At 29.1% G+C, this 24,396-nt stretch carries 21 protein-coding genes, 2 riboswitches and 1 other annotated feature; of the genes, 15 read left to right on the forward strand and 6 right to left on the reverse strand.

The features are described 5' to 3' along the window. The first annotated feature begins 15 nt into the window (after positions 1–15). From I4V63_RS09705 to I4V63_RS09720, 4 genes are all read left to right on the forward strand, one after another. Positions 16–540: a nucleoside recognition domain-containing protein gene (locus I4V63_RS09705; protein ID WP_196001065.1), complete on the forward strand. Its 525-nt coding sequence runs from the start codon at positions 16–18 to the stop codon at positions 538–540. 248 nt (positions 541–788) lie between these two features. Continuing rightward, a complete protein-coding gene (locus I4V63_RS09710) occupies positions 789–1,229 on the forward strand; it encodes an ACT domain-containing protein (protein WP_243280482.1) in 441 nt (146 codons plus the stop codon). Between the two features lie 42 nt (positions 1,230–1,271). After that, positions 1,272–2,528 (forward strand): aminopeptidase P family protein, encoded by a 1,257-nt coding sequence (locus tag I4V63_RS09715; protein ID WP_196001067.1) that lies wholly within the window; start codon positions 1,272–1,274, stop codon positions 2,526–2,528. An 81-nt stretch (positions 2,529–2,609) separates the two neighbouring features. Beyond that, positions 2,610–2,784: riboswitch (Lysine riboswitch) on the forward strand. 123 nt (positions 2,785–2,907) lie between these two features. Next, complete coding sequence (locus I4V63_RS09720; protein WP_196001068.1) at positions 2,908–4,620, forward strand: Na+/H+ antiporter NhaC family protein; 1,713 nt, start codon at positions 2,908–2,910, stop codon at positions 4,618–4,620. 74 nt (positions 4,621–4,694) lie between these two features. Here the strand turns inward: I4V63_RS09720 and I4V63_RS09725 are convergent, their stop codons facing one another. Next, positions 4,695–6,107 carry an MDR family MFS transporter gene (locus I4V63_RS09725; RefSeq protein WP_196001069.1) on the reverse strand — a complete coding sequence of 471 codons (1,413 nt, stop codon included), beginning with the start codon at positions 6,105–6,107 and terminating at the stop codon, positions 4,695–4,697. A 186-nt stretch (positions 6,108–6,293) separates the two neighbouring features. Then, complete coding sequence (locus I4V63_RS09730) at positions 6,294–6,791, reverse strand: aromatic acid exporter family protein (protein WP_196001070.1); 498 nt, start codon at positions 6,789–6,791, stop codon at positions 6,294–6,296. Between the two features lie 173 nt (positions 6,792–6,964). Between I4V63_RS09730 and I4V63_RS09735 the strand changes: the two genes are divergently transcribed. The 9 genes from I4V63_RS09735 (at position 6,965) to I4V63_RS09775 (ending at position 17,919) form a co-directional block, all read left to right on the forward strand. Further along, positions 6,965–7,300 carry an SdpI family protein gene (locus I4V63_RS09735; protein WP_196001071.1) on the forward strand — a complete coding sequence of 112 codons (336 nt, stop codon included), beginning with the start codon at positions 6,965–6,967 and terminating at the stop codon, positions 7,298–7,300. A gap of 43 nt (positions 7,301–7,343) precedes the next feature. Further along, positions 7,344–7,581 (forward strand) — a binding site (T-box leader). 127 nt (positions 7,582–7,708) lie between these two features. After that, complete coding sequence (metG, locus tag I4V63_RS09740; protein WP_196001072.1) at positions 7,709–9,652, forward strand: methionine--tRNA ligase; 1,944 nt, start codon at positions 7,709–7,711, stop codon at positions 9,650–9,652. 206 nt (positions 9,653–9,858) lie between these two features. Then, a complete protein-coding gene (gene metG / locus I4V63_RS09745; RefSeq protein ID WP_196001073.1) occupies positions 9,859–11,487 on the forward strand; it encodes a methionine--tRNA ligase in 1,629 nt (542 codons plus the stop codon). A 469-nt stretch (positions 11,488–11,956) separates the two neighbouring features. Then, positions 11,957–12,742 carry a TatD family hydrolase gene (locus tag I4V63_RS09750; protein ID WP_196001074.1) on the forward strand — a complete coding sequence of 262 codons (786 nt, stop codon included), beginning with the start codon at positions 11,957–11,959 and terminating at the stop codon, positions 12,740–12,742. A 231-nt stretch (positions 12,743–12,973) separates the two neighbouring features. Next, positions 12,974–14,023: a G5 and 3D domain-containing protein gene (locus I4V63_RS09755; protein WP_196001075.1), complete on the forward strand. Its 1,050-nt coding sequence runs from the start codon at positions 12,974–12,976 to the stop codon at positions 14,021–14,023. Between the two features lie 160 nt (positions 14,024–14,183). Next, entirely contained in the window at positions 14,184–14,738 is a 555-nt protein-coding gene (gene rnmV, locus I4V63_RS09760) for a ribonuclease M5 (RefSeq protein WP_196001076.1), read from the forward strand. After that, on the forward strand, positions 14,739–15,581 hold the full coding sequence (gene rsmA / locus I4V63_RS09765) for a 16S rRNA (adenine(1518)-N(6)/adenine(1519)-N(6))-dimethyltransferase RsmA (protein ID WP_196001077.1): 843 nt from the start codon (positions 14,739–14,741) through the stop codon (positions 15,579–15,581). Between the two features lie 125 nt (positions 15,582–15,706). Continuing rightward, positions 15,707–16,930 carry a hypothetical protein gene (locus tag I4V63_RS09770; protein WP_196001078.1) on the forward strand — a complete coding sequence of 408 codons (1,224 nt, stop codon included), beginning with the start codon at positions 15,707–15,709 and terminating at the stop codon, positions 16,928–16,930. Positions 16,931–17,094: 164 nt separating this feature from the next. Then, positions 17,095–17,919, forward strand: coding sequence for a hypothetical protein (locus I4V63_RS09775; RefSeq protein WP_196001079.1), 825 nt, complete (start codon positions 17,095–17,097; stop codon positions 17,917–17,919). Between the two features lie 97 nt (positions 17,920–18,016). Here the strand turns inward: I4V63_RS09775 and thiT are convergent, their stop codons facing one another. The 4 genes from thiT to I4V63_RS09795 all read right to left on the reverse strand — a co-directional run bounded on the left by thiT (position 18,017) and on the right by I4V63_RS09795 (position 20,441). Further along, entirely contained in the window at positions 18,017–18,664 is a 648-nt protein-coding gene (gene thiT / locus I4V63_RS09780; RefSeq protein WP_196001080.1) for an energy-coupled thiamine transporter ThiT, read from the reverse strand. A gap of 55 nt (positions 18,665–18,719) precedes the next feature. Then, positions 18,720–18,821, reverse strand: a riboswitch (TPP riboswitch). A 25-nt stretch (positions 18,822–18,846) separates the two neighbouring features. Next, positions 18,847–19,050 (reverse strand): hypothetical protein, encoded by a 204-nt coding sequence (locus I4V63_RS09785; protein WP_196001081.1) that lies wholly within the window; start codon positions 19,048–19,050, stop codon positions 18,847–18,849. 86 nt (positions 19,051–19,136) lie between these two features. After that, positions 19,137–19,592, reverse strand: coding sequence for a PadR family transcriptional regulator (locus I4V63_RS09790; protein WP_196001082.1), 456 nt, complete (start codon positions 19,590–19,592; stop codon positions 19,137–19,139). A gap of 3 nt (positions 19,593–19,595) precedes the next feature. After that, positions 19,596–20,441: a DegV family protein gene (locus tag I4V63_RS09795; protein ID WP_196001083.1), complete on the reverse strand. Its 846-nt coding sequence runs from the start codon at positions 20,439–20,441 to the stop codon at positions 19,596–19,598. Positions 20,442–20,680: 239 nt separating this feature from the next. On the opposite strand from I4V63_RS09795, the gene nrdD reads away from it, so the two are divergent. Continuing rightward, entirely contained in the window at positions 20,681–22,798 is a 2,118-nt protein-coding gene (gene nrdD, locus I4V63_RS09800; RefSeq protein WP_196001084.1) for an anaerobic ribonucleoside-triphosphate reductase, read from the forward strand. Between the two features lie 425 nt (positions 22,799–23,223). Beyond that, positions 23,224–24,396 carry a homocitrate synthase gene (nifV, locus tag I4V63_RS09805; protein ID WP_196001085.1) on the forward strand — a complete coding sequence of 391 codons (1,173 nt, stop codon included), beginning with the start codon at positions 23,224–23,226 and terminating at the stop codon, positions 24,394–24,396.

Raw genomic sequence — 24,396 nt, forward strand, 5'->3', positions numbered from 1 at the left:
TATGGGGTGATATTAATGTTTAGCTATATAACTAAAAGTATTATTCCTATAATAGTTTTAATTATTATTACTTATGGAATGATAAAAGGTAGAAAGGTTTATGATTGGTTTGTTGAAGGAGCGAAAGAAGGATTAAAAGTCTGCGTGAATATTTTTCCTTATCTTTTGGCAATGATAATAGCAGTTCAAATATTTAGAGAAGCTAATCTCTTAGACATGTTAAACAATGCAATTGCCCCACTTTGCAAGCTAATCGATTTACCAAAGGAGGTCGTACCTTTAGTATTAATCAAGCCTCTTTCAGGAAGTGGAGCTATGGGAGTTTTTACTGACATTTTAAAAAATTACGGGGCTGATACACCTATAGGTTTAGTAGCTTCTGTAATTATGGGAACTACAGAGACAATATTTTATACTGTGACTGTATATTTTGGAGCAGTTAAAATAAAAAAAACACGTCATACTGTTTGGGCAGCTATAATGGCAGATATGTCTGCTATTATAATGGCAATATTAATGGTTAAAGTACTTATTCTTTAATTATGAGTTAATGCTGAAAAGTTAAGGATATTATTTTCAGAAATTAGTATGATTTTCATTAAGAATTTATATTATTCTTTTAAGTAATATCTTTAATTTTTCTAATTTTCATCATTATTAAAAATTAGAAAAAGGTTAAATTTGCAAATTGCATAAAAGCAAATAATTTTTTGAATGTAAAATTTATAGTGCGTTGTAAAAATTTTGGTTGTATAATATTAATAGAATAAATCGAATGGAGAATGATTATGGGGGAAGATAGATTTTACATTGTAAATGAAAGATCATTACCAGAGATATTTAAAAGGGTAATTGAAGTAAAAGAGAATATTGAACTTGGGAATGCAAAAGATATAAGTGAGGCTATAAAATTAGTAGGTATTAGTAGAAGTACATACTATAAATATAAAGATGATGTATTTCCAATGGGACAAGATATGCAATCAAAAAAGGTAACTTTAATAATCTTAATGACACATAAGTCAGGAACATTATCTAAAGTATTAGATTGTATTGCTTTTTATAAGGGAAACATATTAACCATAAACCAAGATATTCCTATAAACTTATCAGCTAATGTAACTGTTACTATTGATATTTCACATATGGAGAAAAGTATAAGTCAATTAGCTGCAAGGTTAAATTCTTTACCCAATGTTAGAAGCGTTAAGTTATTAGCAGCAGAGTAATAAAACTAAATGACAAAATATTATTTGCAAGGAGATAGGGCTATGAACAAAAATATTTATAAATTTAATAGAGATAATCTTTTAGATAAAATTAAGGATAATTCAATTGTGATTTTATTTGCAGGAAAGGCAATTCAAAAGACAGGAGATCAAACTTATCCTTTTACACCAAATAGAAATTTTTATTATTTAACAGGAATAAAAGAAGAAGATCATATATTAGTTATGACAAAAATTAATGGAGTAAAATCTTCTAAACTTTATATAAAAAACATTGATCTAGAGATGGAAAAATGGGTAGGTAAAAGCATACGTAAGGAAGAAGCTGAAGAGCTTGCAGCTGTAGATGAAGTTAAATTCAAGAGTCAGTTTGACGGAGACATCCATGGAATGATTACTATGAAAGAAGAAATAAATCTTTATTTAGATTTAGAAAGAATGAGTGCAAACAGAGAAGGAACTATTTCACATAGATTTGCCAATGAAATAACAACTAAGTATCCACAAGTTAGAATAAATAATGTTTATAGTAAAATTGGTGAATTAAGATTAAAAAAATCACAGGAAGAAGTAGATAAAATAAAAAAGGCTATTGAAATAACAAAAAGCGGAATTGAAAAATTAATGTCTGAAGCTCGTGTTGGAATGAAGGAATATGAATTAGAAGCATATTTTGATTTTAATTGTAAGGTTAAAGGTGCAACAGGGCTAGCTTTTACAACAATAGCTGCTGCAGGAGAAAATGCTACAACATTACATTATGTTGATAATAATTGTGAGCTTAAAGAAAATGATTTAATTCTTTTTGATTTAGGTGCTGAATATAATTGTTATAATGCAGATATATCAAGAACATTCCCTGTTAATGGTAAATTTACTGAAAGACAAAAGGAAGTTTATAATGCTGTTTTAAGAGTAAATGAAGAAATTATAAATTTAATTAAGCCTGGTATGAAATATAAGGATGTAAATGAAAAAGCTACTGACTTAATTGCAGAAGAATGCATAAAGCTTGGATTAATTAAAGATAAGAGTGAAGTAAGAAAGTATTATTATCATAGTATAGGTCATAGTTTAGGTATGGATACTCATGATATTGAAACTCCACATAGAGATATTGTTTTTGAACCAGGAGTAGTATTTACTGTTGAACCAGGAATATATATTGCTGAAGAAGAAATAGGAATTAGAATTGAAGACGATATTCTTGTTACAGAAGATGGAGTTATTAATTTATCTAGTGATATTATAAAGAGTGTAGAAGAAATTGAAAATTTTATGAGCAAAAATAGAAAATAGTATGTATAAAAAGTTATAAAATGGTATTGCAAATATAAGAAATTGATTATATAATCAGTTTGTAAATAACAAAAGTGAATAAACTAGGGTAGAGGCGCGAAAGTTAATAGTACTATTGATGAGGAAAGCACTGTGATTCAATAGGAAAGGAGCAATCGCCGAAGCGTACAACTAATGCTTTAAGGTTGTATGGCTGGGAATACATAGAATATATGTATTACTGTCACAAAGTATTTTGTGGTGAGCTATCATTTAAGACTTGTAGTTTCATATTTTTTAGTACATACAAGGCCTTGAGTGTTAACTCAAGGTCTTTTTTTATTGTTAGTTTGGGGTGCCCTTATTATTCGCTTTTATATAAAATAAGGGGGAAAAAGAAATGAAAAGAAGTTATAAAGTATTATTGCTTACAATGTTAGTATTTGTAGTTTCAACGTCAGTTGTATTTGCTGCAGAAGTTGAACCAGCAGCAGTTAATGCAGATAAATTTGGATTATGGACATTACTTCCACCATTAGTTGCAATAATATTAGCATTTATAACAAAAAATGTTGTTATTTCATTGTTTATAGGAATTTTATCTGGGAGTTTTTTGATTAGTCTTGCAGGACATAATGTATTTGGTGCATTTATACAAGCATTTTTAGATTTTGTAAGTAGAGCATTAAATTCATTGGCTGATCCGTGGAATGCAGGAATAGTTCTTCAAGTACTTGCAATAGGAGGCGTAATTAATTTAGTTGCAAAAATGGGAGGAGCAAAGGCTATAGCAGAGGCTTTAGCTAAAAAGGCTAAAACAGTAAAAAGCACACAAATGACAACTTGGCTTTTAGGATTATGTGTTTTCTTTGATGATTATGCAAATTCATTAATAGTTGGACCAATAATGAGACCAGTAGCTGATAAAATGAAAATATCAAGAGAAAGATTGGCATTTATTATAGATGCTACAGCAGCTCCAGTGGCTGGACTAGCTATTATTTCTACTTGGATTGGGTTAGAAGTAAGCTTAATTGGTGAAGGATTTAATTCAATAGGTGTAGATGCAAGTGGGTTTGGAGTGTTTTTACAAACAATACCTTATAGATTCTATAATATATTAATATTAGCGTTCATAGTAATAACAGCTTTAACATTAAAGGAATTTGGACCGATGAGGAAAGCTGAAATTGCTGCAAGAAATAGAGATAAGAATATTAAGGATGAAGTTGCAGTTGAAGCATCAACTCAAATGGATGAATTAGAACCAAAAGAAGGTGTTAAGCTTAGTGTATGGAACGCAATTGTTCCAATAGGAGCATTAATAATTTCTGCATTAGTAGCATTTTATTATAGCGGATATAGTGCAATAATGGCGGGAGATACATCTGTAGCTCAAGAGATTATGATAAATTCACCATTTTCATTTAAAGGTATAATGGAAGCATTTGCTGCTTCAGATGCTTCTATAGCATTATTCCAATCAGCATTATTTGCTTCAATAGTTGCTATTTTGATGGGTGTTTGTAAAAAAATATTTACTTTAAGTGAAGCTATTGAAGTTTGGGTTGATGGAATGAAAGGGTTAATAATAACTGGAGTTATATTAATATTAGCTTGGTCATTAGGATCAGTAATTAAAGATCTTGGAACTGCATATTATTTAGTTGAAGTATTAAAAGGAGCAATACCAGCATTCTTATTACCAAGTTTAATATTTATTTTAGGGGCAGTAATTTCATTCTCTACAGGAACTGCATATGGGACAATGAGTATATTAATGCCACTTGCAATTCCATTAGCATATTCAATTAATCCGGATATGTCATTTGTAGTAGTTTGTACAAGTGCGGTATTAACAGGAGCTATCTTTGGGGATCACTGTTCACCAATATCTGATACAACAATACTTTCTTCAATGGGAGCTGGATGTAATCATATTGAACATGTTAAAACACAAATATGTTATTCATTATTTGTTGCATCAGTAACTATATTATTTGGATATATTCCATCAGGATTTGGAATTCCAATATATATAGTATTGCCAATTTCATTAATAGCATTATATATAGGGGTACAAATATTCGGTAAGAAGGTTGAAGGAGCTTAAGCAATAAGAAAAATAAATAAAGAGGGCTATATAATAGAAGGGTTATGCAAAAGCATAACCCTTTTTTGGTCGTTTTAATCTGTAATTTTGACTTCCTTTTTCTTTACTACGAAAAATGCTATTATAAGTCCAATTAAAGATAAAGCTGCAGTGCAAGCAAAGGAAATATTCATTCCATAAATCTGAGCCTTGATAGGATTGGAAATTCCAGAGGAAAGACTAGCCTTACTCATTAGGGTTACAATTATTGAAGTGCCTATAGAACCAGCAACTTGCCTTAAGGTATTATTTGCAGCATTACCATGGGCATAAAGATCTCTATGTAAAGAATTTAAACCAGAAGTTGTTAATGGCATCATAAGCATGGAAATTCCTAACATTCTTAATGCGTATACTATTATTATATAAGCAATAGGTGTATTCATAGAAAGAAATGAAAGCCCAAAGGTTCCTATTGTTAATATTAAAAGTCCAGATAATGCAAGGTATCTAGCACCAAATTTATCAAATAACTTACCTGTGATAGGATTCATAATTCCCATTACAATAGCTCCTGGCATAAGAGCTAATCCTGTATTAAAAGCTGAAGAGCCTCTAATATTTTCAAGATACATAGGAAGTATTAATTCTGATGAAATAAGTCCCGCATAAGCAATCATTACTATTATTGTTGAGAATGTGAATGCAGTGCTTTTAAATACATTTAAATTAAGCATAGGTTCTTTCAGAGTTAATTGTCTCCACACAAATATTACAAGAAAAACTATACCAACAATTAAAGGAATATATACATGGGTATTAGTCCAATTGTAATTTCCAGCATTACTAAAACCAAAAAGTAATGCTCCAAAACCTAATGTAGAAGAAATAAATGAAATTATATCAAATGATATATCTTTATTTTCTGTTACATTTTTTAATAAAAAGAATCCAAGTATTAAATCAATAAATGCAAAGGGTGCAGTAACATAAAATAGATATCTCCAAGGGTAACTATTTATTATCCAACCAGATAACGTAGGACCTATAGCTGGGGCAAATGCAAGGACTATTCCTACTATTCCCATTGCAAATCCTCTTTTATCTATTGGGAAGATTATTAAAAATACTGTTTGCATTAATGGAACTATTAATCCACCTGCTAAACCTTGTATTAATCTAGCACTTAATAACATAGGAAAGTTAGTTGCAAAGCATCCAACAAGAGTCCCTATTGTGAAAAGACCCATTGATATAAAAAACAAGGTTCTAGTCTTAAATTTATCTATAAGGAATGCACTAAAAGGAATTATAATACCATTAGCAAGCATGTAACCTGTACTAAGCCATTGCACAGTAGATACACTTATATTTAAATCTTTCATTATATCGGATAAAGCAACATTCATAAAGGTGCTATTTAGGAAGCAGATAAAAGCACCTAAAAGAAAAACACTAGAAATGACAATAATATTATAATTTTTATTATTAGTAGTTTCTTCAGTCATAAAATCACCTCAAAAATTTATTATATATGTAGTTATATTTCCAAAAGTGAAATTATCTTATGCAAGGATTTTGTAGAATAAAAAAAGGCTCATCTAAATAAGATGAGCAAAATAAAAATATGTATTTAGTAGTATTAAAACCAACTATACAATAATTGATTTTAATTATTGTATAGTTGATTTTAATTATTTATTTGGTGGTGGGTTTATAAGCTTATTAACTAATATTGAAATTACTATTCCAAGTAATGTTTCTATTATTCTGTTAGTTGCATAAAATAAAGGATCACTATAAGCATGAGCTGTAGTAACACCTAAAAATGCAATACAGGTTATATTGATAGCACCTGGCCTTTTTATAATATTGCATAGATAAATCATTAAGATAATACCTATAGCAATAATTAAATATATAAGTGGTTTTGATATGTAAGTATTAGATATATGATTTTCTAATGTTCTAAATAAGAATAAAAATACTAAGCCAAAACTAGCACCTAATATAGTACCTGCACCTCTATTTATACCCATATGAATTGAGTTATAAACAGTATCTTGTAAACAAATTACTGCAGTGAGGCAAGCAAAAAAAGGTTCGTTAGGCAAAAGTAACAAACATAGAAAAACAGCTATACCTGATTTTATTGTTCTAAGTCCAACCTTAGGAAATTGAAATTTTTCCATAATTAAGCCTCCTATCCCCTTAGATATTATATCTAAGAAATAGTCAAATTTCACTATTTAATATTATATTTTTTATTAAAATCAAAAAATGTTAAAAATTATATATTATTCATACTTTATAATAAAAATGATTTATAATTATTTTTAAGAATATATAGTAAAGTGGGGATAAAATGGATTTAATTATACTTATTATTTTAGAAATAATTCCAATAATATTGTGGGGGTGTGGATGGTATTTTGAAAATAAATATTCTAAATATCCTGATATGAGTAAAGGATATAAATTTGGAAGTGCAAAAAATAGTAATGAAGAATGGCGGTATGGAAATAAAGTTGCTAGTAAGGGTTTTAGTGCAACAGGAACTTTGTTATTTATACTTATAATAATAGCAAGATTATTATTTGATACTAATATAATTACTGTTATTTTCATATTATTTATTGTGATATGTGTGAATTTTATGGTAATAGAGGGCATAATAAAAAAGAAGTTTAAAAATAAATAGAATAGGTTTGACAGGTTTTGCATTTTAGCATATTATAAAATTAATAAATGCATAGAAAAGAAGAGTAGTTTAGGAATGTATCTAAAGAGAGCTAGAGTGGGTGAGAGCTAGTGTTACTGAACTTTATGAAGATGGTCTTGGAGCTGATTATCTGAGCTTGAAAAAGTTAGGGTAATACGGGAGCAACCGTTATATTGCAAGGTGATGATAGTCACCTACTGAGATATTTATTGTAAAATAAATATGAAATAGAGTGGTAACGCGTATATAACGCCTCTATATGGGTATAAAAGCCTATATAGAGGCTTTTTTTAGTTAGGAGTTTTCAGTTAGTAGTTAAGATTAAACTATTAATTTAAGCTATGACTTTTAATAGAAATTTGTTAACAAAAAAGAGGAGGAAGTAATATGACTAAAAAACCATATTATATAACTACGCCAATTTATTATCCATCTACTAAGTTACACATCGGTAACACCTATACAACAGTAGCAGCTGATGCTTTAGCTAGATTTAAGAGATTAAATGGATATGACGTAATGTTTTTAACAGGAACTGATGAACATGGGCAAAAAATTCAAAGAATAGCAGAAGAGAAGGGTATAACACCTAAAGAGCATGTTGATGAAATAGTTGCTGGAATTAAAGATCTATGGGGTATGATGGACATAAGTTATGATAAATTTATCAGAACTACTGATGATTATCATAAAAAAACAGTTCAAAAGATATTTAAAAAATTATATGATCAAGGTGATATATATAAATCTTCTTATGAAGGATTATACTGTACTCCGTGTGAATCTTTCTGGACAGAAACTCAATTAGTTAATGGAAATTGTCCAGACTGTGGAAGACCAGTTGAAAAATCAAAAGAAGAAGCTTATTTCTTTAAAATGAGTAAATACGCTGATAGATTAATGAAATATATTGATGAGCATCCAGAGTTTATTCAACCAGAATCAAGAAAAAATGAAATGGTTAATAACTTCTTAAAGCCTGGATTACAAGATCTTTGTGTATCAAGAACAAGCTTTAATTGGGGAGTTCCAGTTACTTTTGATGAAAAACATGTAGTTTATGTTTGGATAGATGCATTATCTAACTATATATCTGCTTTAGGATATGGAAGTGAAAATGATGAATTATATAAGAAGTACTGGCCTGCAGATGTTCATTTAATAGGTAAGGATATATTAAGATTCCATACTATTTACTGGCCAATTATGTTAATGGCATTAGGAGAAGAGCTACCAAAGCAAGTATTTGGTCACGGATGGTTGCTTGTTGATGGTGGAAAAATGTCAAAATCTAAAGGAAATGTTGTTGACCCAGTTGTTTTAGTTGATAAATTTGGTGTTGATGCGGTTAGATATTATTTATTAAGAGAAATTCCATTTGGAGCAGATGGATTATTTAATAATGAAATATTTATAAAGAAGATTAACTCAGATCTTTGTAATGACCTTGGTAACTTATTATCAAGAACAGTTGCAATGATTGAAAAGTATTTTGATGGAGTAATTCCAGCACCAACAGCTAAAGAAGATATTGATAATGAATTAATTAGCTTAGCTATAGAAACTCCAATTAAAGTAACAAAAGCAATCGATAATTTAAGAATTCCAGAAGCATTAGAAAATGTATTTGAACTTATAGGAAGGGCAAATAAATATATTGATGAAACAACTCCTTGGATACTTGCAAAGGATGAAGAAAAGAAAGAAAGATTAGGTACAGTTTTATATAATTTAGCTGAAAGCTTAAGATTTGCATCTGTATTATTATCATCATTCTTACCAAGTACAAGTGAAAAGATTAATTCTCAATTAAATATTACTACAACAACTTGGAATTCATTATCAGGATTTGATGGAACAACACCAGGAACTGAAGTTAAAAAAGGTGAAGCTTTATTCCCAAGAATAGATGTAGCTAAGACTTTAGAAGAATTAGAAGCTATGAGATTAGCTCAATTAGAAGCTAATAAGCCAAAAGAAGAATATAAAATGCAACCAATTAAAGAAGAAATAACTATTGAAGACTTTGAAAAAATAGATTTAAGAGTAGTTAAGGTTTTAGAATGCGAACCAGTTAAAAAAGCTAAAAAGTTATTAAAATTAAAAGTAGATTTAAACGGTGAAGAAAGACAGGTTATTTCAGGAATAGCAATGCATTATAAGCCAGAAGAACTAGTTGGTAAATATGTAGTTTTAGTTGCTAACTTAAAACCTGTTACTTTAAGAGGTGAATTATCACAAGGAATGATAGTAGCAGCAGCTACAGATGATGATAGCGTATTAAAGTTAGTAAATCCAGGTGAATTACCAACAGGAAGTATTGTTAGATAAGTGAAGTTCTAAATATTTGATTTATATAACTGAACTTACACCTACGAATGTTAATGAGTAGGTGTTTCATTAAAGTAGTGAGTGACAAGTGATAAGTTAAGTAATAAAGCCGGCATAGGCCGACTTTTGGAAATGCAAAAAGGTCAGCTTTGCTGACCTTTTTACTATAACTCAAAACTATTAACTAATTAAAAGGGGGTTTTTTAATGAATATTATTATAGGTAATGCATGGCCTTATGCTAATGGACCTTTACATTTAGGAAGAATTGCAGTTTTGTTACCAGGAGATATTTTAGCCAGATACCATAGAATGATGGGTGATGATGTTATTTTTCTTTCAGGAACAGACTGTCATGGTACTCCAGTGACTATGAAGGCAAAAGAAGAAGGAATAACACCATTAGAGGCTGTAGAAAAATATCATAATGAGTTTCAAAGGTGCTTTAAATCATTAGGGTTTTCTTTTGATATTTTTGCAAAAACTCATTCAGAGTATCATGAAGAAAAGGTTAAAGAGTTTATATTAGAACTATATAAAAAGGGATTTATATATGAAAAGAATGTAGAACAAACCTATTGTAAGAAATGTAATGAATATTTAGCTGATAGATATATTGTAGGAAAATGCCCAGTTTGTAGAGAAGAAGCAACTGGTGATGGATGTGAAAATTGTAATGGTGAATTTGAAAGCAGTGAGTTATTAGATATTAGATGTAAATTCTGTGATTCTGAGCCAGTTCTAAAAGAAACTAAACATTTATTTTTTAGCTTATCAAAGTTTGAAAATGATGTTGAAAGATTATATATAAATCAACATGGCTGGAGAGAAAATGCAAAGAAGATATTAAAAAGATATTTAGATGAAGGACTAAGAGATAGGGCAGTAACTAGGGATTTCAATTGGGGGGTTGATGTACCATTAAAAGGATATGAAGATAAAAAAATATTCGTTTGGATAGAAGCAGTTATGGGATATTTAACAGCTAGTATGAAATGCCTTGAAGAAAGAAAAGAAGATTATAAAGAATATTGGGAAGGTGAAGATTCAAGGGTTTACTTTATTCATGGCAAGGATAATATACCCTTTCATACTGTAATATTCCCAGCAATTCTATCTGGGCTTGGCATAAAAGATTCTAATTTGAGAATAATATCAGGGGAGCATTTAAAACTTGAAAATAAGCCTTTTTCCGCAGTAAAGAATTGGGCTCTTTGGGCAGATTATGTATGTGAAAGGTATAATGTTGATAGTTTTAGATACTATTTATCGTTAAATTCACCAGAAGACAAAAATACTGATTTTACTTGGAGAGAATATATAAATATACATAATAATGAACTGGTAGGAGAGTTAAATAACTTTGTTGGTAAGGTTTTATTATTTTCTAGGAAAAACTATGCTAATAGAATACCTAATGGAAAGATGGATGAAAAATTAAAAAATGAAATTTTAAATTTATATTTTGATGTAGGTGATAAGATTGAAGAAGGTCACTTTAGAGATAGTTTAAATGACATAATGAATTTATGCAAAAAGGGAAATAAATATTTTGATAATAGTAAGGTGTGGGACTTATTAAGCAGTAATCCGAGCAAATGTAAGGCTGTGATTTATAACTGCATTCAAATTATAGTTAATTTATCAAATTTATTATATCCATTTATGCCAGAAAGTTGTAAAAAAATAAAACAATCTTTAGGACTAAGCGAAGGAGTTTGGAGTTTCACTGAAAGGAAAGAAGGATTAGTTAAAGAATGTGAAGTTCTTTTTGTCAAAATTGATAAGAAAAGAGCTAGCGAAGAAGTTGCTAGATTGAAAGAAAAGAAAAATTAAAAAAAACCTAGAGTTATTTCATTTGGGGGACGAATAACTCTAGGAAACCAACTTTACAAGATGGTTTTAGGGGTAAATAATAATGCTTTAACTACTTTACAAGTATTATAATAAACTTTAAATGTGTCATTTAGGTGTCAAATTTCTGAAGAAAATATTAACTATTCTTAATATAAGCTAAATTTAAAAAGTTTTATCGTTGAATTTACTAGAATTAGTACTAGTTTCAAGGATAAAATTTTTTTGAAAAATTTTAATCTTTATATGAACTATTTTAAATCTTATAAAAGAAATAAATATATATGATATTGTTGATAAAAATTTAAATATAAAAAAAGGAAGCTTTTATTTTAATATTTAAATATTAAAATATCAATATATAAGAAGAAACTCAGTATTAGCTGAGTTTTTTTACTTTGTTTTGGTATAATAAACAATATAATTATATTTTTTTAAGGGAGAAATAAGTATGGAATTTAGATATGAAATATTTGACACACATTCACATTATGATGATGAAGCTTTCAATGAAGATAGAGAAGCCGTCTTTGAACAAATTAAAAATGAAGGAGTAGTAGGAATTTTAAATTGTGCATGTTCTAAGTCAAGCTTAAAAACTACTAATGATTTAACGTTAAATTATGACTTTATATATGGAGCTTTAGGAATTCATCCAAGTGACGCAAATGATTATAATGATGAGGTTAGAAAGGAAATAATTGAATTAGCAACAAATAATAAAAAAATATTAGCTATAGGAGAAATAGGATTAGATTATTATTGGGAAGAAAATCCGCCTAGGGATGTTCAAAAAAAAGTGTTTAGAGCTCAAATGAAATTAGCAGAAGAGTTAAATTTACCTGTTGTTATTCATGATAGAGATGCTCATGCTGATACATTAGAGATAATGAAGGAATTTCCGAATGTAATAGGTACAGTTCATTGCTTTTCAGGAAGTCTTGAGTTTGCAAAAGAATGTGTAAAATTAGGGTATTATATAGGTATTACAGGTGTTGTAACATTTAAAAATGCTAGAAAAATATGCGAAGTAGTTCAAGGGATTCCGTTAGATAGATTATTAGTTGAAACTGATTGCCCATATATGGCTCCAGTGCCAAATAGAGGAAAAAGGAATAAATCGGACTATATACGATATATAATAGAAAAAATAGCTGAAATAAAGGAAATTTCTTCAAAAGAGGTTAATTTGGCTGTAAATGACAATTTCTATCGCTTGATTCACAATAAGAAATAAAGTAAAATAAATACTAACAATTGTAAAATTTTTCTAAAAATTTATAAACAGTATCTACAAACTTCAAAAAGCAAAATGCCATTATTTATTTTTATTCAAATTAATTATTAAAGGTGTATTTTATTACACTTAAGAAACAGGTTTTATTAAGGATAGGGTGGGAAATTTGACAAAAACATGAATTATTTATATAATTCAATGGTCGCTCTTGCCAGAGGAGGTTAAATGTAGATGGTTGAAAAATGGAAGGAAAACTTAAGAAACAATTTTACTAATAGTCCTAAGGCAAAAATAATTACAGGTGCTGTAAGTGTTGTATTAGTTACATTAGTAATAACACTTGCATGTATGAGAAAAAACATAACAATAATCATTGACGGAAAAGAAGAAACATTTATAACATATAAAGGGACTGTTAAAGATGTACTTGCAGATAAGGAGATAGAAATTGCTCCTAAGGACAAAGTACAACCAGCTTTAGATGAAAAAATTTCATCAAGGGATGTTATTAACATTAAGAGAGCTGTAGAGATTGAAATGGTAGTTAATAGCAAAACTATTGTTATAAAAACTGCTGAAGATACTGTAAAAGATATGCTTGAAGCTGAAAGTGATGAACTTAATGCTGAAGGAATTGAATTTAATGAAGGATTAGATGAAATAACGCCTTCGTTAGATACTAAAATATCAGATAACCTTACGATTCAATTGGTTAAGGTTGAAGTAACAAATGAAGTAGCTACTGAAGATATTGATTATGAAACAATAGTGGAAGAGGACGAAAGTTTAGATATAAACACTGAAGACGTTAGACAAGCTGGTGAAGCTGGTCAAAAAGAAATAACTTATAAGGTTGTTAAAAAAGATGGCAAGGAAGTATCTAGAGAAGTAGTTCAATCAAAGGTTATTAAAGAACCTGTAAACGAAATTATAGCGCAAGGTACCAGAAGGGTATTTGCTAGTAGAGATGGAGAAATGGAGTATAAAGATTTAATTTATTGTGAATCTACTGCATATGCAGGAGATACTATTACTGCAACAGGAACTGTGCCAAGTTATAATCCAGGTGGGATAAGCACAATAGCAGTTGATCCAAGAGTAATTCCATTGGGTAGTTTAGTTTACGTAGAAAATTATGGTAAAGCTATTGCGGCGGATACAGGTGGTTTAATTAAGGGAAAAATAATCGATGTATTTCTTAATTCAGAATCTGAATGTAGATCATGGGGAAGAAAATATAACGTTCCAGTATATATTTTAGCATATCCTGGAGAATGGTAATATTAAAGGAGGTTAGTTGTTGGACTAGCCTCCTTTAATATTTTTAAAAATTTAGTATAAAATTTATACAGAATAATGAATATAAATTTACAAAGGTTTGACATTATATGAATATAAGGATAAATTAATAAGAGATAATAAAGGAAAGGAAGAGATTCTTTTGATTAAAGAGGTTATAGTAGTTGAGGGAAAAGATGACATCGCAGCCGTAAAAAAGGCCGTTAATGCAGAAATGATTGCCACTGGTGGTTTTGGAATAAATGCTAAAGTTATTGCTAGAATTAAAGAAGCACAAAAAAGAAAAGGAGTAATAGTATTAACTGATCCTGATTTTGCTGGTGAAAAGATAAGAAAGATAATAGCAAAGAGAGTTCCGGGAATAAAGCATGCATATATTGCACAAGAAGATGGAATTAAGGATGATGATATAGGAGTAGAAAACGCTAGTCCGGAGGTCATTATAGAAGCCTTAAATAGAGCAAAGATTACATTAGAAGAAAAGGTTGAAACATTTGATACTCAAGATATGTTTTATTTTAGATTAAATGGTGATCCTAATGCAAAAGCTAGAAGAATAAAGCTTGGAAATAAGTTAGGAATTGGTTATGGAAATGCAAATCAAATGTTATCAAGATTAAATAATTATGGAATAACTAAGGAAGAATTTATAGAAGCTATTAAATACGTAGATGCAGAACTAGAGAAGGAGAAATAAATGGATATAAAAGATGTAAAAACAGCTGAGTTGGTTAAAAAGTATAATTTTAAGTTTTCTAAAAGTTTAGGTCAAAACTTCTTAATTGATGATTCAGTACCTAGAGATATAGTTTCAGGAGCAGAAGTTGATGGAGAAGATTTAGTTATAGAAATAGGGCCGGGAGTAGGTACATTAACAGCTCAATTATTAAAGAGAGCTAAAAAAGTAGTTGCAATAGAATTAGATAATGACTTAATACCAATATTAGAACAAGAGTTAGGAGATAATCCTAATTTTACACTTATACATAATGATGCATTAAAGGTTGATTTTAATGAAGTAATAGGCGAAGAGAAGAGTGTAAAGCTAGTTGCTAATTTACCTTATTATGTTACAACACCTATAATAGTAAAATTACTTAAGGATGGGTATAATTTTAAATCATTAACAATAATGATTCAAAAAGAAGTTGCAGAGAGAATGAATGCAGAGCCTGGAAATAAAGATTATGGGGCACTATCTTTACTTGTTCAATATTACTGTAATACAAGTATTGTAAGAAGGGTACCGCCAAGTTGTTTTATACCTAGACCAAAGGTTGATTCAATAGTTATTAGATTAGATAAGCTTAGTGAACCAAAAGTTAAGGTTGAAAATGAAAAATTATTCTTTGATATAATAAGAAATTCTTTTAATATGAGAAGAAAAACTTTATGGAATGGTGTTAAGAGCATTGGACCAGCAAAGGAAAAACTTGAGGAGGCTTTTGAAAAGGCAGGAATTGATCCTAAGAGAAGAGGGGAAACATTATCTATCCAAGAATTTGCTATGCTTGCAAATTGTATCAATGAAATTTTATAATACAAGTGTTATTTCAAATTATAAATTCTATAAAGCCAATAAGTAAGCCACTTAAAAATAGGAACATATTTTATAATGTTGAACATATAATATATGGAATTAATATAAAGTGGGGGTTCTAGAGAATGGCAAGTAATAGTAGATTGTATAGAAACTTCGTAATTCTACAGGAGGATGAACGAGGATATGCAAACTCTGATGATAAAACATTATCTGGATATTCTAAGATAGAAGCAAAAGGAGATAAATGTAAAATTTCTTTCTATGCTCAAAATCTTAAAAAAGATGATGATAAATACTACATGTTACTTATTTGTTGTAAGAAAGATATGAAGCAAATAGTGAATTTGGGTCCTTTAGACGTAAGTGATAGTGGTAAAGGTGAAGCAACAAAGGAATATAATGTATCAAACATTGCTGGATTAAATTTAGAGTTTGATAAGATTTGTGGAACTGCTATAGCCAAAATGAATAATAACACTCCAATTTTTGTAATGTGCGGATTTTTAAATGGACAACAACCTAGTGAAAATTGGAAGAGTTATATTGTTGTTAAAGCCAAAGATGTTCGGGTAATAAGAGCAGCTTCAGATAAAGATTCTAAGAAAGAACAAAGAAAACCAGAGTTAAAAAAGAACCAAAGTAAATCAAGCAACAATGAAATTAAAGATTCTAAGGTAGAAGAAAAAATTACTGAAGAAAAAATTGATAGAGAAAAAATTGATAGAGAAAAAGAAGAAGAATTAAAAGAAGAAGTTAAAATACAAGAAGTAGAAGAAGTAAAAGAGGTAAAAGAGGTAAAAGAAGTAAAAGAAGAAATTTCAAATCAAATAATCGAAGAAATTACCCCAAGAGAAAATTTAAGAGGTAAATTTGAAGATTATGAAGATGAAATTGAATCTAATAAAGAATTCGATCCAGTAAGTGGAAAGATAAGAGGAAGCATAGGAGAGTATTTTGAATCAATAGTTGATGGATTTGAAAGAGATTATAGTAGTATAGATGAGTTAAAATACACAAAATGGTATAGGGTACCAATTCATGATTTACATGAAATGTGTAATATGTCTAATTATAATAAGTATACATTAGCTTATTATCCAATGCTGAATTACTACCCATATATTAAGAAATATGGATACTTTATGATTGGGTATAAGTGTGATTCAAGAGGAAATCTAAAACATATTATTTATGGAGTTCCAGGAAAGAAGGATAAGGATGAACAGCCTTATGATGGAAGGACAGGTTTTGTAACCTGGGTAAATACTAATGGAAAAAGTAGTGATGGCTGTTGGTTAATGTTTTATGATTTTAAAAATTCAACAGTTGTTGTTCCAATGCAATAATGAAGAACATAGTGCTTAGATAGTATATCTAAATTTTTTTTGAAGATTAATATAATAAATTAAAATAAATTGCTAATATTGGAATAAAGTATTATAATTATCTTTATTAGGAGAAGCATATGCTTCTCCTATTATTTTAATTAACAAATTAAAAGGAGATACAAATGTTAAGGGCATTAAAAAAATATATTTTAAGTTCATTTTTAATAATGTTTGTACTTAGTTTTTCGGGGTGTACAATTATAGAAAATGTTGAAAAAAAGTTTGGATTGAAGAATGATTATTTTGAGTATTTAAATTCAAGTGACATAGAACAAATTAGTATACAAAGTACAAGAGATACAGGATTTAAATTTATAGTAACAGAAACAAGCGCTATTAGAGATATTTATAATATATTATCTAGAGCAAAAATAAGAGAAAATAAATCGAGTTTGGAGCCAGATTATAAGTTTGAATTTGATTTAGGTGATGAAGTTAAAGAGTTTTATTATGTGGTTGGAACAGAAGATGGGAATTTTTATAACGATGGTAATACATTTTCAGTTTCTAAAAGATTAGATGAAGTAATAATTAAAAATTTATCTTTTATAAGAAAGCCTAGGGATTTCGATTATATTTATTATCAAACCATTTTAGAAATATTACAACCAGTAAGTAAAGTTGAAAATATAAATGATTATAAGGTAGGAGTAAACATAAGTGGAGATATAGATTGTTTAAAATATGTATTTTCTACTGATATAAATAGTTTTTTAGATAAAGCTAAACAAATTATTCCAAATGTTGAGCTAGTAGATAATAATGAGGTAGATTTTGATATAGTTGTTACTGTAAAAAATAGAGGATATGATAGCAGTAATTTTAAAACATTAATTACTGTAAAAAATAAAAAGGAAAATACAGAAGATAAATACTATGTTTCAGCAGTTAATGAGTTCAAAGAATGGAGCATAGAGGTATTGAAGAGTAAACCTAAAGGTTGGTAAGAGGGGTTAATAGTTTAAGGATAAAACTTCTTATGGAGTTTCTAATAATATATTTTAAAGTCTGCCTAGGCAGACTTTATTTTTTTACTATTAACTATTAAATGGTTGCTATATTAGATTTAAGCATTCTAACTAATCTTTCTACCGGTAATAATGTAAGTAAAACTAAGCAAATTATTAATTCTCCACCTACGGCTAGACCGTTAACGCTTAGTGAATAAATAATTGGAGATATACCTTCTGGTGCATATGAACCAAAGAAAACTACGCCTGAAATAAAATGTGAAATAAAGCGTAGCAACATACTGACACTTGCTCCTAAATATTTATTTTTAAAGAATCCGGCAACTCCAACAGCCATAAATGGTAATGGATAATCAAATAATACTTGAATGGGATTTAAGATATATGGATCTAGTATTAATTTGAATAATCCAAAAAGGAAACCTGTAAATAGTCCAATAGAAGGGCCATAAACAAATGAAATAATGATTATTGGAATCATACTACCTAAAGAAATGCTTCCACCGCCATTAGGTAGGGAATAAATCTTTATCATGTCTAAGATAAATGCTAAAGCAATAGCTAGTCCTATTCGTGCTATTAACTTTGAATTGAATTTTAATGATTTAAATTTAATAAAAGCAATTAATAAAATTGCACAGCCAACTAAAGTGATTAATGTTAATGGGCTGCTAAAAATAGTTTTGAAATTTTCTCCAAGTGTTGCTAGAAAATTTGACATAAAAAAATACCTCCTTATTTGCGTAAGAGGTACCTAGGCATTAGAATATATATAATTTATTCTATAATGGCTTTCCTACGCTGGAATTATCCAGATCAGGTTAAAAGGGTTGATGAAGAAGTCATCTCTCAGCCTTTGGGCACCCCTAGCAACTTTATATTAAATATATTTTAGCCATAAATTTACAAAAAGTCAACATTCTTATTAATCATTTGAGAAGACTTATAATTTGTATTAGAAGATTTATTAAATAAATTAGTTAAACTTATATTAGTGCCTATAGGCATAATAGTTTCAAATGAAGTTAGTGGCATAGTTATAACAGAATCATCCTCTAATAGTATGAAAGCATCATTGCCTGTATAATCTAATATCATTCCTTTCATGATAATACACCATCCTAAATAAATTTTTATTAGTTTACCCTTAAAATATAATAAAAATACATCCAAGAATGTTCTTGGATGTATTTTTATAAATATAAATCTTTATAAACAATTTGAAAGACTTTTAAAGATTCTTCAATTTTATGCTTAAGTAATTTTTTTCTATTAGTAAATTCCTTTTCGCCTAATGGTGTTAATGAATAAAACTTTTGAAATTTCTTTTTTGGATCATCCCATTGTCCTATAACTAATCCTTCCTTTTCTAACTTTTTTAATAAAGGATAGATTCCACCGGTACTAGGGGTCCAAAGACCATTAGTTCTTTCTGCAACTTTTGTAGAGATTTCATTACCATTTGTAGGTCCAGATTTTAATATATGGAGTACATAAATGGGTAATAAGCCTTTTGTAAAAATCTGACCAACAGCTTCCTTTTCTTTTTGTACTTTTTTTAGTTCAGCAAGCTTAGCTTTATACTCATCATGTAGTCTCTTTTCCTCAGCTTTAATATCTTCTAGATTGTTAAAATCAAAGTCGCCCATTATTTATTTTTCCATTTTAACAGAGAATCCTATTAATCCAGGACCACCATGGACACCAAGAGCAGGACTTATTTCTGCAATTTTAGTTGAAGCTACATTTGGTAATGATTTTATAGATTCCATATATTTAGTAGCTTCTTCTTCACAGCCAGCATGTAAAACTGCTACTTCACATTTTCCTTTTTCTAAATAGCCTTTTAAAATTTCAGTCATTTTAGATAAGGATTGTTTTCTGCCCCTAACTTTAGCAACATTATAGTAAATTCCATTTTCGTCAGTAGTTATTATAGGTTTAAGATTTAAGAATTCACCAACAGTTCCTGCTAATCTTCCTATTCTTCCACCTTTTTTTAGATATTCTAATGTACTAATTGTAAAATATCCAATAACTCTTTTTCTAATTTTAGGTAATTCTTCTACTATTTCTTCGAAACTTTTACCTTCTCTTATAAGTTTAGAAGTTTCTATAACTATTTCGCCTTGAGGATAAGCTAGTATTTTTGTATCATAAACGAAAGAAGTTAATTTTGGATGATCTTCTAAAGCTAATCTTAAAGCATTATAGCTTCCTGAAAGACCACTTGAAATAGAAATACAAATCACGTGTGTATATCCTTCTTCTTCTAATTTATTTAAAGTTTCTTCGGTTTCTTTAGCGCTTGGTAAAGATGTTGTCGGAATTTCCTTTTCTAAGTTAGCATAAACTTCAGATGGTGAAATATCTATTCTATCTCTATAATCACCACTAGAGTAAATTATTCTAAGTGGTAATAAATTAACGTTATTTTCTCTTAATGTATTTAAATCAAGATCGCATGCGCTATCTGTAATTAAAGCAATTTTTTGCATATAAAAAATCCTCCGATAATTTATTTTATATTTTTAGTATATCATATCAGATAATATTATCAATAGTGATAGGGATAATATTATCACTATTGATAAGGTTATGCAATTTTATAAAATTTTATTATGTTAAATTAAAAAATATATATAACTAAAAACTATTTACATATAATTCCAAAAGAGATAGAATGTATATGAGAGTTAAAATATACACAATATATTGTGTGTAGGAGGCGAATAAAGTGCTATATGTGGTAAAAAGAGATGGCAGAGAAGTTAAATTTAATACTGATAAAATTGGTAATGCAATAAAAAAAGCAAGTGATGAAGTTGGGGAACAATTAAGAGAAAGTGAAGTTCTAGTTTGCATTCAAAGGGTTATTCAGTATATAGAAGAGTCTAAAAAGAAAAAAGTATCAGTAGAAGAAGTACAAAACCTAGTAGAGAAAGCATTAATTGATAGTGGACATATAAATATACAAAGAGCATATTCTTCTTATAGGAGAGAGCGAACTAGAGTTAGGGATATTAAATCAGATTTGATGAAATCTATTAAAAATATAGGTATTGAAACAGATAGGGATAATGCGAATGTTGGGAATAATTTCAGCTCGAAATTATTAAGAATAGCTTCTGAATCTAATAAGTGGCATAATCTTTATAATATGCCTAAATATCTGGCAAAGGCTCATGAAGTTGGAGAGGTTTATTTCCATGATCTTGATTCGTATAATTTAACAACCAATTGTTTGCATATCCCTACAGGAGAGATATTAAGCAAAGGATTTAATACTGGATACGGAACTATAAACCCTCCTAAGCGTATAGAGTCTGCAGCAGAATTGTCTTGTATATTATTGCAATCAACTCAAAATGATATGTTTGGGGGACAGTCTCATCCAGATTTTGATAATGATATGGCTCAATTTGTTGAGCCAACAAGAGAAGAAATAAGAAAAGAATTAATACAATATGGAATTAAAGAAGAAGAATTTGAGAATTTAGTAGAGGAAAAATTGAAATATAGAATTCATCAGGCTATGCAAGGTGTTGTATATAATTTAAATACTATGCATTCACGTGCAGGATCTCAGGTTCCATTTTCTTCTATAAATTTAGGAATACCAAATTCTAAAGATGCTGCATTAGTTTGTGAAATCTTTTTAAAAGAATATGAAAAGGGATTGGGAAAAGGAGAGCAACCGATATTTCCTAATATAATATTTAGAGTTAAAGAAGGTATTAATAGAGAGCCAAATGATCCATATTACTATTTATTTAAAATTGCTTGTGAGGTTGCATCAAGAAGAATGAATCCAACATTTATGAATATAGATGCTGATTTTAATAAAGAATATTATGATAAGGGATATATTCCAGCAACTATGGGTTGCCGTACTTATTTGATGAAAAATATTAATGGTGAGCCGGGTTGCAAAGGGAGAGGTAACATAGCTCCAATAACCATTAATTTACCTAGAATAGGGATAGAAGCAAATAAGAATGTTGACAAATTTTTTGAAATATTACAAGAAAGATTGGTTTTAGCAAAGGAAGCATTGCTTCATAGATATAGCATTTTAAAGCAATTAAGAGTTAAAGATTTGCCATTTGTTGCAGGTCAGGGATTAATGAAAGGTTCGGAAGGGTTGTCACAAGATGATTCTATTGAACCAATTCTTAAACAAGGGACATGGGCTATAGGATTTATAGGCCTTGCTGAAACTTTAACTGCTTTAATTGGATGTCACCATGGAGAATCTAAAGAATCTAGAAAGTTAGGGTTAGAAATAATTGAGTTTATTAGAAAGTATACAGATAAATTAATTGAAGAGACACATCTTAATTGGAGTTGTTATGCAACACCAGCTGAAGGGTTATCAGGAAAGTTTATAAAGCAGGATAAAAAAGTATATGGAATAATAAAAGGAGTAACAGATAAAGATTACTACACAAATAGTTTTCATATTCCTGTAAGTTATAACATATCAATAAAAGAAAAAATAGATATTGAGGCTCCATATCACAAGCTTTGTAATGCAGGCCATATTTCTTATATTGAAGTAGATGACTCTCCATCACCTGAGGTAATTATGGATATAATAAAATATGCCTACACAAATACTAATATAAGTTATATAGGAATTAATTTCCATATTAGATATTGTAAAGAATGTGGAACAAGTATTGAAAGCAATTTAAGTAAATGTCCAAAATGCAATAGTAGAAATATTCAAGGGGTATCAAGAGTTACAGGGTATTTGAGTTTAGATGAAAGGTTTGGACCTGGAAAGTATGAGGAAAGATTAGATAGGAGATCACATACAGGAAGATATAAAAATAACTATGATGTAATGTGATTTAGTTTATGGCTAGCCATTATAATACTTCTATCTATGGAGAGATAACAACTGACGTTTCCTAGATAACGAATTCTAACCTTAATGCGGAGTTAAAACTAAATATTAAGCTAAGAATTCGCTTTATAAATGCCTTTAAGGATACTATTAATATAGTAGTAACCTTAGAGGCATTTAACATAAAATGAAAGAAAATATAAAATAATTGCAAAAATTAAAACTTCGATCATTAAAAAAGTAAAAATAGTCTTTCAAAATGAATTTTAAAATATAAAACTTGCAATTTTTAGAAAAAGATATTGTGGAAAAATTTTGGATATGATAAAATGGTAAAATAAAGATTTAGTTGTAATAATTGGGGGAAGACCCCTATTTTTTATATACAGCTATATCTAATGATATATAAATTAAAAGGGGGCAAAAAAATGTCTATTAGATGTGGTAATGATAATAGGGAAATCTATATAGTAGATACTACTCTTAGAGATGGAGAACAAACAGCTGGGGTTGTTTTTGCAAATGAAGAGAAGGTAATCATTGCAGAGATGCTAAGTGATCTTGGGGTAGATCAATTAGAAGTCGGAATTCCTACAATGGGTGGAGATGAAAAAAAGGCAATTAAGCAAATTGTTAAAAGAAATAATAATAGAAAAAGTATAATGGCATGGAATAGAGCTGTTATATCAGATATTGAACAATCTATAGATTGTGGAGTAGATGCAGTTGCAATTTCAGTATCTGTTTCTGATATTCATATTAAGCATAAGCTTAGAACTTCAAGAGAATGGGTATTGGAAAATATGATAAAATCAGTTGAATTTGCTAAAAAGAATGGCTTATATGTATCTGTAAATGGGGAAGATGCATCTAGGGCAGATAAAGAGTTTTTAGTCACATTTATCGAAGAAGCTAAAAAAGCAGGTGCTGATAGATTTAGATATTGTGATACTGTTGGAATAAGAGAGCCATTTTCTTTAAGAGCAGATATTGAAGAATTATATAAGAAAACAAATTTTGATATAGAAATGCATACTCATAATGACTTTGGAATGGCAACAGCTAATGCAATTGCAGGAATTTTAGGTGGAGCAAATCATGTTGGAGTAACTGTTAATGGGCTTGGAGAAAGAGCAGGAAATGCTGCTCTAGAAGAAGTTTTAATGGCATTAGAGTATGTTTATGGAGATACAGTTGATGTAGATACAAAGATGTTTAGAGAAGTATCTCAGTATGTTGCCCAAGCTTCAGGAAGGATTTTACCTTCATGGAAGGCGATTGTTGGTGATAATATGTTTGCTCATGAATCAGGAATTCATGCAGATGGTGCAATAAAAGATCCAAAAAACTATGAAGCATTTGATCCAGATGTAGTTGGTTTACAAAGACAAATCGTTATAGGAAAGCATTCTGGAAAAGCTGGTATAATTAATAAATTTAAAGAGTACAATATTGAATTAAATGATGAAGAAGCACAAGGTGTATTAGAAATGGTAAGAGCTGCTTCTGTTAGATTAAAGAGAACCTTATTTGATAAGGAATTAGTTAAACTTTATAAAGAATATAAACAATTAAATAAAGAAAAAAATAAGGAGAATTAA

The organism is Clostridium sp. 1001271B_151109_B4, from assembly GCF_015670405.1.
Lineage (GTDB): Bacteria > Bacillota > Clostridia > Clostridiales > Clostridiaceae > Clostridium.